General features: G+C 43.8%; 8 protein-coding genes. 4 read left to right on the top strand and 4 right to left on the bottom strand.

From position 1 onward, the window contains the following. The first annotated feature begins 14 nt into the window (after positions 1-14). Both flgG and HRI96_RS06670 read left to right on the top strand, forming a co-directional pair. Entirely contained in the window at positions 15-809 is a 795-nt protein-coding gene (gene flgG, locus HRI96_RS06675; protein ID WP_210116625.1) for a flagellar basal-body rod protein FlgG, read from the top strand. Positions 810-834: 25 nt separating this feature from the next. After that, a complete protein-coding gene (locus HRI96_RS06670; RefSeq protein WP_210116624.1) occupies positions 835-1,425 on the top strand; it encodes a rod-binding protein in 591 nt (196 codons plus the stop codon). 85 nt (positions 1,426-1,510) lie between these two features. Here the strand turns inward: HRI96_RS06670 and HRI96_RS06665 are convergent, their stop codons facing one another. From HRI96_RS06665 to HRI96_RS06655, 3 genes are read right to left on the bottom strand one after another with little or no spacing between them, the layout of a single operon-like run. Then, positions 1,511-1,912, bottom strand: coding sequence for a hypothetical protein (locus HRI96_RS06665; RefSeq protein ID WP_210116623.1), 402 nt, complete (start codon positions 1,910-1,912; stop codon positions 1,511-1,513). A gap of 56 nt (positions 1,913-1,968) precedes the next feature. Next, positions 1,969-5,679, bottom strand: coding sequence for a UvrD-helicase domain-containing protein (locus tag HRI96_RS06660; RefSeq protein WP_210116622.1), 3,711 nt, complete (start codon positions 5,677-5,679; stop codon positions 1,969-1,971). Continuing rightward, positions 5,679-8,678: a PD-(D/E)XK nuclease family protein gene (locus HRI96_RS06655; RefSeq protein WP_210116621.1), complete on the bottom strand. Its 3,000-nt coding sequence runs from the start codon at positions 8,676-8,678 to the stop codon at positions 5,679-5,681. The genes HRI96_RS06660 and HRI96_RS06655 overlap by 1 nt, the downstream gene beginning before the upstream one ends. Before the next feature lie 48 nt (positions 8,679-8,726). On the opposite strand from HRI96_RS06655, the gene HRI96_RS06650 reads away from it, so the two are divergent. Continuing rightward, on the top strand, positions 8,727-10,349 hold the full coding sequence (locus tag HRI96_RS06650; protein ID WP_210116620.1) for a UDP-N-acetylmuramate--L-alanine ligase: 1,623 nt from the start codon (positions 8,727-8,729) through the stop codon (positions 10,347-10,349). 61 nt (positions 10,350-10,410) lie between these two features. Continuing rightward, positions 10,411-11,325 (top strand): YicC family protein, encoded by a 915-nt coding sequence (locus HRI96_RS06645; protein ID WP_210116619.1) that lies wholly within the window; start codon positions 10,411-10,413, stop codon positions 11,323-11,325. A 102-nt stretch (positions 11,326-11,427) separates the two neighbouring features. Here the strand turns inward: HRI96_RS06645 and HRI96_RS06640 are convergent, their stop codons facing one another. After that, positions 11,428-12,516: a GGDEF domain-containing protein gene (locus tag HRI96_RS06640; protein WP_210116618.1), complete on the bottom strand. Its 1,089-nt coding sequence runs from the start codon at positions 12,514-12,516 to the stop codon at positions 11,428-11,430. Positions 12,517-12,764: the final 248 nt, after the last annotated feature.

The raw sequence follows: 12,764 nt of genomic DNA, 5'->3' as shown, positions 1-12,764 counted from the left end.
ACAGGAGAAAATAAATGGTAAGAAGCCTTTGGACAGCCGCAACGGGAATGAACGGTCAGCAGTCGAATATCGACGCTATTTCCAATAATCTTGCGAACGTGAACACGACGGGTTTTAAGCAGCAGCGCGTGGAATTTGAAGACTTGATATATCAGAATCTGAAGTTGGCGGGAACTCCCGCTACGGAAGACACCGTCACTCCAGTAGGCGTTCAGCAGGGAGCCGGAACAAAGGTAGCCGCTACCCAGCGCGTTTTCACTCAGGGTTCTCTTCAAAATACGGGCGTGGACACGGATCTTGCGATCGTAGGCGACGGATTTTTCCGCGTGCAGCAATACGACGGAAGCTACGCCTATACTCGCGACGGTTCGTTTAAAGTCGACATGACAGGCCAGCTTGTAAATTCAAATGGACTTCGCGTCATGCCTGAAATCATCTTACCTGAAGGGTACGATATTCACACGCTAAGCATAAGCGACGACGGCCGAGTTTCCGTAAAGCTGAACGGCGACGACGTTCCCACTGCGGTAGGGCAGATGGAACTTTACCGGTTCCCAAATGCTGTGGGACTGAAGGCTTCGGGCGACAATCTTTACAAGGTAACGAACGCAAGCGGAGAAGCTATCCCCGGCCGGCCCGGTTATGAAGGGATGGGAGTTACAAAACACAAATTTGTAGAAATGTCCAATGTTTCGGTAGTGAACGAAATGGTACAGATGATCGTCGCTCAAAGAGCTTATGAATTCAACAGTAAGGCGATACAGACTTCCGATACCATGCTGAGCACAGCTGTAAACCTTAAACGGTAAAAGTTTGACATAAGGGGATAAAACGATGACTGTAGGCCAAATTGCGTCTTCCGTAATGCAGGGAACTGAATCCGTTCAGTCGGCAAAATTTAAAAATGAAAGCAATATGTTTTTAAACCTCATATCGGAAACGCGCCGGTTGAGCCGCACAGATTCTGCAGCCGCCGAAAACCCCTCTGCGAAAACGAAATCATCTTCTGTAAAAGCCGAACATTCTTCCATTTCATCGTCCTATGGTAAAGCCGGCGTTTCGTCAAACATGATAGCGGAAGAAGGGCGTATTAACGGCGACTGGCGCAGCGGTTTTTCAGGTTTATACAGGTCCGAAAGCGATAAAAACTCGCTTCCCGTCGGAGCGGCCGCAAATTCTTCATCACATTCCGCAGACAAAAAGATCGATAGAACAAGCAAACTTTATGAAAAATCGCTTGAGCTTGAATCTTATTTTGTAAAAATTCTTGTTTCTTCAATGCGAAAGACCGTTTTAAAATCCGGCGGGGAATCAAGCTATGCGCAGTCGATGTATGAAGATATGATGTACGACGAGTATACTACAAGCCTCACTAAACACGCTCATTTCGGACTTGCCGATCAGATCTATATGGAATTGGCTTAGCTGAGAAAATACGGAAGTACGCATTATTTTCTTTAGGCACGAATTGCACTCAGCCTAAAATTGAAATTTTCTTCTTCCCTCAATTTCAAAGGACCTTAAGACTGTCGACGATCAAATATGAACGTAAAATTCCGTCTTCTTCCCTTACGACAAAGATTCCGGTAGCTTCAACGTTTGTAAGATTTTTAGGATAGCTGATGCTGTCTTCCGCCTTTAATATGTCAAATCCTGCGGAACAGCATCCCATGTTGTCGTTCACCAAAATGCAGTGAAATTCCGGCCCTTGAGACATGTCCGTATTTTCATAATATATGCCTTGCATTTTTACGCGGGCGCCTTTAAAGTTTTCGGCTTCCATGAGCATATTGTAAACTTGGGCGTACTGCATGTTCGCTCCCAGCCGTGTAAGATCTATCGTCTTTTGCGCCGGCGAAGCGTGAGCGGACCATATAAAAAACAGTGATAAAAAAAATAATGTCTTTTTCATTTTATTCTTTTACAAGCGGAAATCTCAAAAAATCGCTGACGGCGAGTTTTTTCGACTTACAACATCTCAGTTATATCAATTTCTTTGCCGTACCGCAAGTAGAATAAGATACATCGTATTTTATTTTTTCCAGTATCGAATATCTCTGCGGCCGCTTTTCTATAACATTCCTGCTGCGCTAAATATTTTTCGCATACGATCCGCTCGTCGGTTTTGTAGTCTATTATGTAAATATTTGTATCAGAGGTCTTTAAAATAAGATCAATCGTTCCCCGGACAATTTTACCGCCGCTGTTGTGAAGAAATTTGAATTCCGCTTTATGCATGATCGATTGTTTAAGAAGCTTTCCCGCGTTTGAAATTTCAAATTGCTTTGTCATCTGAACGCATATATTGCGGATTTTTTGTATGTTCGACTTTGAAATTCCCCGAGCTTCGTGAAAGGCCGTCGCCGCCTGAGGCGTAAAATTTTCAGGCGCAATTCCGTTTGCATACGCTTCAAGATAGGCGTGTGCCAACGTTCCGAAATCATTAAAGCCGAACCCCTTGTCCTTTAATTTATTTATAAGATCATTCAGCTCCTCATAAAATATTTTTTCAGGCTGAATTGCCGAAGCCTGCGGGTGAGTTTTTATAAGCTCTTCTTCAGATATTTCAAGCGAACTCGGCGAAAGGTATCTTAAAGGCACGTCTTCTTTTTTGACGAGCTTTGCATTGGCATAAAAGTCTTCGGCTTCATTTATGAAATTTTGTTTTGCAGCTGCGGTGTTTTTTATACCTGTATCCGATGATTTCAACAGCGCAAGGCGATGGACGGGCTTGATCGACGTAAAGTCGAAGGTCGGTTTTACAACACTTTTTTCGTTGTAGACCGTTTTTCCCAGCACGCTTTCAGGATCCTCCGCAATGTCCGGATAATAATATGATATTATCTTTTCGATTATCGAATCTTTTGAAGCGCTGCGGGCAGGTTTGGGGCGCTGCCACGAACCTATAACATAAACTTCTTCTTTGGCACGGGTGAATCCCACGTAAAGGAGCCGTTTAAATTCCGCGATGTCCTGTAAAGCTGCCTGTTCGCTTTGTATCTTATAAAAATAATTTTCCGAACTTCCGTTTACGCTGGGAGTAACTCCGTACTTTTCACTGTAAAAAACTTTTTCAGCACTGCCGCGCGTCACAGGATCTTCGGTACAGCCGTATATAAAGACAAACGGAAATTGAAGCCCCTTGCTTTTGTGGATCGTCATTATTTTTACCGCGTCGATGTCTTCCGTAGGAAAATCTATTTCTCCGCTGTCAAGATCCGAATCGTCTCCCAAAAAAGAAATTTCTTGGAATTTTTTTAAGGCAAGATTATCCACAAACCACGCCAAACTTTTACCGTCGTTGTCCGTCCGGCGCGCAAGTTCAAACAAAAGATCATACTGGCCGGAATATGTTGCAACGGTTTTGTTCCACAGCGTTTCAAACCTATAGCCGTATCCGTACCACAATTTTGAAACGGTTTGTGTAATCGGATGGCTTACGGCAAATTTTGAAAATTCTCTTTGAATGTCTTTAGCTTTACAGTACTTTTCAAATTCCGCTTGGGATAAAAGCGATGAAATCTTTTCATCCTTGTCTTCGGTCAAGCATGAAAGGATTGTTTCTACGGAGGTTTCCGAAAGCCCTGCGAAAGGAGAGCGCAAAAAAGCCGCTAAAGAGCGCATGTCCGAAGGATATATGCATAAACGCAAAAAATTATATATGTCGTTTACAGGCGCTTCCGAAAATAATGAATTGTGAAAATCCAGCGTATAAGGGATTCCTCTGCGGTTTAAGTAGCGCGTAAGATAAGATCTGTCTTTTCTTGTCCTGTCAAGCACGGCTATGTCGCCGAATTTCACAGGCTTGCCGTCCGCTCCTTTTTTTGAAGTTAATTCCCATATTTTTTGTGCTATATAATACGCGCATTGGTCTTTGGCTGTTAGAAAGGCTTCTTCGGCCGTTTCCGTATCTGAAATAAGATTTGACTCTTTGAGGCTGTAAAGATATTTTTCCGTATTCGTGTTATACATACAAAAATGTACAGGCGCTTGGGGCTTTCCCTGTCCGTCAGAAAAAAGGGCGGCCGGGTCTTTAAAAGGCGTTCCTTGCGGAATGTCCTTATCGGGGCTGACGGCGCTTGAGCCGTCAGCTTTATAATTTTTTAAAGCTATGTTTTTCTTTGAAAAAGAGGCTTCGAATGTGTGTTCCGGAACTTCGGGGAATACCCATATTTCGGATTTTCCGGCCGCATCGCTTGAAGGCGCGCTCAACGCATTAGAAATTTCAGAAATTTTTGTGAAATTTCCGGTTTTATCGTCTTCAACGTATCCTCCGAAAATTTGATTAAAGGCTTTTAGCAACGCACTGCTAGATCTGTAATTATACACCATCTGCAAAGGTTCCAAAGACAGATCGCGCTCCAGTTCGTTAAAAACCGAAACGTCCGCTCCGCGGAATTTATAGATGGATTGTTTTTCGTCCCCTACGAAAAAAAGTTTATCTTTGCCGTCTGCGAGCAAAAAAAGAAGATCACGATTTTTTCCGTTGTTATCCTGAAATTCATCGATCATTATCGTATCGTAGGAATTTTGTTCGGCGCTTCTTATGTCGTCTTGTTCGTTTAAGATTTTAAGCGCAAGCTCGCCTACGTCGCGGAACGAAAGTTTTCCGCTGTCTCTCTTGGAATTATTTACGTCGCATAAAAAGACGTCCAAAAGCTCGTAAAGCCGTTTGACGTTTTCATACTGGGTTACGTAAGAGGCAAGCGGCTTTATTTTGTCGTTCAGAATCTCTCTTAGGCGCTTTATCGCTGACTGCAGCGGCTTCGTGTACCCTTTGGTTCTTTGGTTAAAATCTACTCCCGAAAGCCATTTGTAAAAATTTTCCACGCTTTTTACGGTATTTTCATCTTCAAAACTCTTATCGTCCAGGAGCGGCGCACATGGAATGTTTTTTAAAAGTTCTTTCTGAGCGAATTTATTGAGCGGAAATACCTTGTATAAGTTTTCAAAGTACGGCGACGCTTTTTTTTCGGGAGCGGCGTTTTCATATTCTTCGATAATTTCGTTGACACATTGATAAAAAGGTTCTTCCGCCAGAAATACTTTGTTCCATTCAGATGCGATCAGTTCTTTTTGCACGGCGATTTTATCTGAAAAAAAACCGTTTTTGTCCGCGACGGAAGTATATTTTGAAACCGTCTGCGCGAAAAGTTTTTCCGCCGTATCTTGAAATTTTCCGGGTTTCGTAAAGGATACCAGGGCTTTGTCGTTTCTGTGTCTAAGAATGAACGGCAGAGCGAGATCCTTTATGATTCTAAGGCTGTCCGAAGATCCTATAGTAAAATTGGGCCGTATGCCGTAGCGGTTGGCCGCTTGTCGCACTATGCCGGCGCAATAAGAATCAAGTGTCTGTATGTGAGAATTTGAAAAATCGTCTACGGCTTGCCTAGCACGCTCTCTTTCTTCGATCGGAACGTCCGGATTTTGGGCAAAAAACACAAGCGTCTGGTATATGCGCACATACATTTCCGCTGCCGCCTTGTTAGTAAACGTGAGCGTAAGAATTTTTTCTACGGGAATATTTTTACTCATGACAAGCCACACGAACCTTGTCGCAAGCACCTGTGTCTTTCCCGATCCTGCGCCTGCAGCTACAATCGTATTGCCTTCGGCGCAGCAAGCCGCGTATTGTTGATCGTCAAGGTTTTTCGGAAGCAAAGAAAGATATTCGTACATTAAATTGTCTCTCCCGATATTTCGAAATTCGTTCTGCAGATACTTGAAAATACGCAGTGAAAACAGTCTTTAAATGGCTTTACTTTTTTATTTTTCGGCGAAAAATTATTGTTTCGTACGTCTTCGGTAAATTGTTTCACATAGCGGTTAAAACATTCCAGCGTAGGATTGAAGCCGTCGATGTCCACTTCTCTTGTTTTCGTTTTTGCCGCTCTTGCAGCCCCCGCTGCAGCTTGGGCTGTTTTTGACGCAGTCGGGCTTGCCGAGTTTTCGCTGTCTGCCGTATCTTCGCCTTCTTTTACTATAAAATGCTTTTTTTTGTCCCGGATCGTAAAAAAAAGCGCGTTGCGCACGGCGGATTTTTCACCTTTATGTTTTAAATTCCACAGAGAAACGTACATGGGAATTTGAAAGTCCGAAAGCTCTGCCGTAGCCGTATCTTCGCCTTCTGAGGCCAGGCAGTCTTTAAGCGGCGGAGAGTTTTTCAGCTTGTAATCTACAATGCTTACGCCGCCTGCGTCGTCGCACAGTATGCAGTCGATCTTTCCCATAAGATAATGTTCATCGCCGTCCAAAGACGCCTCGTTAAACCATTCTTCGGCAGCGTACACAACGTGCCCTCCAAAACCGTGAGGAGGCGGTTTGCAAAATTCTTTTAAAAGCTCAAGTGTCTGATCGGCATAGGATTTTTTTTGCGATTCGAGGACTAAACTTACCAGAGGGCTTCCGCTAAACGACATTTCAGGGGAGTTTATGGCGTCTTCAACGCATTCCAGCACCAGCGGCCTTACGGTTGCCTCTTCGTTCAAAAAAGTTCCATCTTCGAGCGTTTGGGGAAGCTGTTTTCCTTTGTGTCTGTTCATAAAAAGTTCGAGCACTTTATGACATATGTTTCCGTCGTCGCTCGGATTCATTAAGTCCGTGTCCAAAGAGTCTTCTTCAAGCTTAAGCACGCGCGAAAAAATCCACTTGCGCGGACACGGAAAAAATTGCTTCATGTCGCTTTCCGTTACATGAATTTTGTCGCATGAAGAAGGCTCCGTGTGTTTACCGCGATCTTCGCAAAGCATGTCGTTTATTTTAAAGGCAAGCGTTTCGGATGCAAAATATTTTGAATCGTTATCCGCGGAAACTTGCACTTGTTTCCAGCGTTCAAAGCATTCTTTTTGCCCTTCGGTAATTCGCTCCGGAAATTTTCCGCCGGATTTTGAAACGTGTCCCGTAAAGCCGGATTTTAAAAAGGCTTCTTCGTATTTTATAAAATCTTCTTCACACGGCGCTTTTTCGCTATCCAAGCCGCTCCCTACGTTAAAAAAACTGTGTGGAATCTTAAAACCCGAAAAACTGTTTTCCGCGCATGAAAAATAAGACGATTTTTTTGCATAAAGCCTTATAAAAGCACGATCTGCGGGAACGCCTTCTTCCAAGCCCAGCGCTTTCCGTTTTTCCTTTGTTAAAAAGGAAAGAGGTTTGTATCTTATTGACAGATTTTTTTGATTTGCGTCTATTACAAACTGGTGCGGTACGGCCGAAGCCGCCGAAACCTTGTATGCGAACACCGAAACTCCGTCCGTCTTAGGCTGTAGCTGATAAGTTTTTTCTTCCAATTCCGAGACGAAAAATGAATACGGATCCTTTATGTGAATATCGTATGTGTTTTCGATGTCCGAAAGAGAGGCTAGGATTGAAAGACATTGCCCCAAGATGAGGTCGGATTCTTCGGAAAACTCTTCTTCGGCAAGAAAAAGGTCTTTGAATGCAAACCATGAATTTTGTATTTCGGCAAAGGTCTTTGCGCCGCAAAATTTGTCTATCGATTTTTTCAGTTTGCGGTACATTTCAAGTTCACGCTGTGCGGTATTTTTTGTCACAGCCGACGAAAGAGCTTTTTCCCACACGTCTACCGTCCTGCCGGATTCGTCCTTGTAGGAGCATATGCACTTTCTGTTGCAGCCTTCGCGCACAAGATTTTCGTTGCATTGTTTTTCTTTCCACGGAACGTATCCGTCAGTTAAAAGAGCGCGTACGCTGTCATACGAATAATCGTTTTGCCTGCATGCTCTGATTTCGCAAAAAATTTGTCCCGCGCAATTTCGCGTATAAGGAGAGCCGGATCGTACCACAAATGGAATACAATAAAGCTCCAGTTCTCTCTCCACATACGGCCTGTACGTTTCCATGTCGGGAACGTTTATTGCAATGTCCGTCCACTCTACGCCGTCTTTTTCATGGAGTCGTCTGATCTTTAAAGCGGTTTCTCTCAATTCCGTGCGGGAATTCGTGTACAGCGTCAAAGGCAACGTGCCGTCCGGACTTTTAATGTCGATATCGTCCATGAATATCAGTTTTACGTTCTCCTTTGCCTTTTCAAAAGCGGCCCGGTACTCGTAAAAATCTTCCAATAGCTCCGGAAAAAATAGCACATAAATTTTATTGTCGGAAATAAAGTCTGCTTCTTCCCACGAAGGCTCAAAAAGCCCGTTCGTTTCAAGAAAAGATCCGTATTCCATGTATAGCTTAAAAAGATCCGCGTTTTCTTTGTCCGAAAGCGTGTTTTTTTCGTTCGATTTATCGGCGGCGTCAAAATATCTTTTCCACACGGCAAGCGAAGGCAAAATTCCTGAAATCCAACTGCTGAATGAAACTGAATTATCGACAAAATCCGTGGAAATAAGGCTTTCAAAGACCGGCGGAAGATTAGCGCGCACCGCTTCCTGGTTTTTTTCAAGGATGTGTACGGCAAAAAGTTTACGCAAAAGAGAAGGAATTGAATTTTTCCCTTTGCGTACGACTCGTATAGATTCTCCTTTAAATTTATCCCATGCGATAAAACGTTCCGCTGGGACGGCCCGCTTTTGAGTATGCGTTATAACCCAGTTCGCCCAAGAAGACGCGTCCGTGTCGGTGGGAAAAATAAAAAAAACATTTTCGTTTTTTAAATTTTCTTTGATTGTAGATTCTATCAGGTCTGAAATTCCAGTGCTTTCGCTTTCACTCATACAAAAATCAGTATAGCACAAATACATTCAATAGAGTATTATGCTTTTATGTCTAAAGTAAATTTACCTCCCGATCTGAACGGGGTTCACATACATTTTGTGGGAATAAAAGGAACAGGAATGACCGCTTTGGCGGAAATAATTCACGGATCGGGAGCCGTCATTACGGGAAGCGACGTAAGCGAACGCTTTTACACCGACGATATTTTAGACCGGCTGCACATAAAGCCTGTTCCTTTTTCCGATAAAAACATAACGGACGACGTCAGCTTTGTGATCTATTCTTCCGCTTACGACCCGCTAAAAAATCCCGATCTTAAAGAAGCCGTAAAAAGAAAATTGCCGCTAATGCTTTATTCACAGGCGCTCGGCTGCCTATCGGAAACCGCATACGGCTGCGCCGTATGCGGCGTACACGGAAAAACCACTACGACAGGTCTTGTGGGTACGATACTCATGCAGCTTCCGCTTGCGTCTCAAGTTCTTGCAGGCTCCGAAATAACTTCTTTCGGAGGAAAGTGTACGTTTACGAGCCAGCGGACAAGGAGCTCGACGAAGGAATGCTCGCCGGCAGCGGCTGCCTCCACGGATGGCACCGAGGGCGGTACGACAAACGGTTTCCCGCCGGACGTCTCTCAGGCCGGAAAAAAATATTTTGTCGCCGAAACCTGCGAATATCAAAGACATTTTATGGATTTTTCACCAAAAAAAATTATTTTAACCAGCGTTGAAAGCGATCATCAGGATTTTTACCCGACTTACGAAGACATTTTAAACGCTTTTGTGGATTTTATATGTAAACTGCCTGCAGGCGGACAACTGATATATTGCGCGGACGACAAGGGCGCCGCTTCCGCCGCTTTGATTGCTAAAGAACGCCGGCCTGACATAGAATTTATTCCTTACGGCGAAAAAGCCGTAGGCGGCTACAGGCTTTCTTTCGGAGATCTCGGCGACGGGTACAGAAATTTTACGGTGGAGGGGATAGGGGATTTTAAATTGTATGTGCCTGGGAAGCACTTGGTTCTTAACGCCTCTGCCGCTATTGCGCTTTGTTGTGAGCTTTTAAAAGATGCAGGGCTTTTTTCGCGCCCGCTGCCTGAAAATCTTTTTCTTTCAATAGCAAAGGGTGTTTCAAACTTTACAGGCGGCAGGCGCAGAAGCGAGATAGTCGGAAGCGTAAAAAACAAGGCGGGCAATTCCGTCATATTTATCGACGACTACGGCCATCATCCCACCGCGATTAAAACGACCCTCGCCGGTTACAGAGAATTCTATAAGGGTCGGAAGATTATCGTCGATTTTATGTCGCACACGTATTCTAGGACGGCGGCGCTTTTGGACGACTTCGCTTCGTCGTTCGACAGCGCGGACGAGATAGTCTTGCATAAAATTTACGCATCAGTTCGCGAAAACGGTAAAGGTTTTATCTTAGATGGTATAGATTTGTATACGCTTACTGCAAAAAAGTATAAAAAAGTATACTACTTTAGAGAAATTCTTGATGCGGAGCCGTTTCTTTTAGAGGAATTGCGCTCCGATCCGGGAAAAGAGTATCCTTCAGGTTATCTTTTTGTTACTATGGGAGCCGGTGATAATTGGAAAATCGGAAAAAAATTACTTGAAGATCTGCGCTGTGATGCCGCTGACAGCGTGTCGCCTAAGTATTAGCGACGCCGGAAAATCCGATGTTTGAGGTTGCGTCCCTCATGCGGAATTTAAGGGGAATCATATGACAAGTATGACAGGTTATGCGTACAAAGAGCTTTCCACAAACGAAGTGAACGTCTGTGTTGAAATACGTTCGGTCAATTCCAGATTTTTGGATCTGTCCGTAAATTTACCGCCTTATCTCGGCAGCCTTGAAAGCCATTTCCGCTCTGAGGTTTTACGATCCGTGCGGCGCGGCAAGGTGGACGTATCCGTCCGCATAAAAAATTTCAGTTCGAACGGTACTGTTTTTGCCGATATTGAAACGGCGAGGGCGTATTACAACGCTATGCGGGACATAGCCTGTGCCGTAGGGAGAGATGAAAAAGACGTGCCCCTTGACGCCCTGATGGCTCAGCCGGGAATCCTGAGCATGAATCAGAAATACGACGTTGAAAAATACTGGAATCTGATTTTGCCGGTTTTTACCCAAGCTTTGGACGCGTTTTCCGCCGATAAAAAACGCGAAGGAAACGAGCTTTTTAAAGATTTATCCGAACAGCTTAAAAAACTTGATTCGGCCGCTTCGTTTTTTAAAGACTGGCAGCCTAAAATGGAACTTTATTTTAAAGATCTTCTCACTTCGAAGTTCAAAGAGCTTATCGGCAGTCCGGCCGATTTGGGATCTTATGCGGGAGCGGAGAGCGGCGCTTCGGACTTGAGCGAGCAGCGCATTATGGCTGAAGTTGCGGCTATGATCGTTAAGTATACGATAAACGAAGAAGTAGTGCGTTTTTGCAGTCATCTTTTATCGCTTCACAACGAGATAGAAAACGAGGACTTTCCCGGAAAAAGGATAGACTTCATATGCCAGGAGATAAACAGGGAGATAAACACTATCGGAAGTAAAAACCAGTTTGCAAAGGTGAGCGCTATGGTAGTTTCAGCAAAAGAGGCTCTTGAAAATATACGCGAACAGGCGCGCAACGTAGAGTAAAAGTTTGCGGCTCTGTCCCATCTTAAGCGATCGATCAGCGCAGAGCGATCAATCGGATTATTCAATCAGATCATTCAATTTCGAGAAATTTTCCGACCCTTTTTATGCGTCAATTTTGCTCTGAGCTTTCAGCAACGCCTTGTTTTTATACATTTCGGCGTCGGCTAAAGAAATTGCTTCTTCGATATTCGTACCGGGAAGGTATTCCTGAAGACCGCATGCGACTTTGTAGCCTGAGTCTTTCATAAGAGCGCGGAGCGTTCCTACCGCTTTTTCCACCGTATATTTGTCCTTGTTTTTACACAACAGAATAAATTCGTCGCCGCCGGTTCTGTATAAAATTCCGCATTTTCTGAACGCCTTTCTCATGCTGTCGACTGTAAATTTTATGGCGACGTCTCCAGCCGCATGGCCGTACGTGTCGTTTATTTTTTTCAGATCGTTTAAGTCCATGGAAACTATTATGATTCTTTCATTTTTTATGCGGTTCAGCGCCAAATAAAAACACCGCCTGTTTAAAAGTCCCGTAAGAGCGTCCTGTTTATACATGTTTATGTTATACTGCAGAAAATATATCGTAATGGAAACGATTATCGTTGCGGGAAGTATGAATTTGTATCCATAAAACACTTCCAAAAGCAATGAAAAAACGTTGCAGGCCAGCACTGAAAAATTGATCACCGATTCGCATATGTTGTAGACAAGGTGTCTGACCGACAGATACAGCAGCACTACTATGTAGAAAAAACCCACTATGAACGGCGTAAGCTTTAAAGGCCCTCCGTGAAAAATATTCTGATCGGTATAATAAAACATCCAGTGCGTGTGTACGCTTATGTATGCCAAAAACGAATTTATAAACAGCGGAACGGACATCAACTTTAAAATTTTTGACTTTTTTCCGTAAATTATAGTGGCGAGCAGGAGCGGAATTGCAACGCGCACTGAATATCCTGTTGCCGTGGCTATATATTCCCAAACCGTAGGCTTTTTACATAAATTAAGTGTGTATTCCAGTATGTCAGAAAAAACAAGAAAGATGGCACTCAAGGTTAAAAGCAAAAATTTAATGAGCGTTCGGGATTGCATTGTCCTGGCTGTCAGCATAAATACGATGAGCGAAAAGGCCATAATGATACCCGGAATATTACATTGAAGTACCAAATGTATTAAAGAAATTTTCAGTATCATTAAGAAGGAAGTATATTCCATATCTGACGTATTTGCACTGTAAAAAATTACTATTTTCCTTCAAAATCTTTTTATCTTTTCAAATACGGTGCACATAGGAGCGGGGCGGCTCATCGTCGTTGGCGGATAACCTGCAGTCGCGGCTGACTTGCAACGAGTGCAAAGTTCCCTGCGCAAACGGCATGTCCTGTCCCGCTCAAACGGCGATTTCCGCTGTCCTGACGCCGCCTTGCGTTCATTGACCAAGC

It is taken from the genome of Treponema parvum (assembly GCF_017893945.1).
Classification (GTDB): Bacteria; Spirochaetota; Spirochaetia; order Treponematales; family Treponemataceae; genus Treponema_D; species Treponema_D parvum_A.
This window is presented reverse-complemented; position numbering and strand designations above follow the sequence as displayed.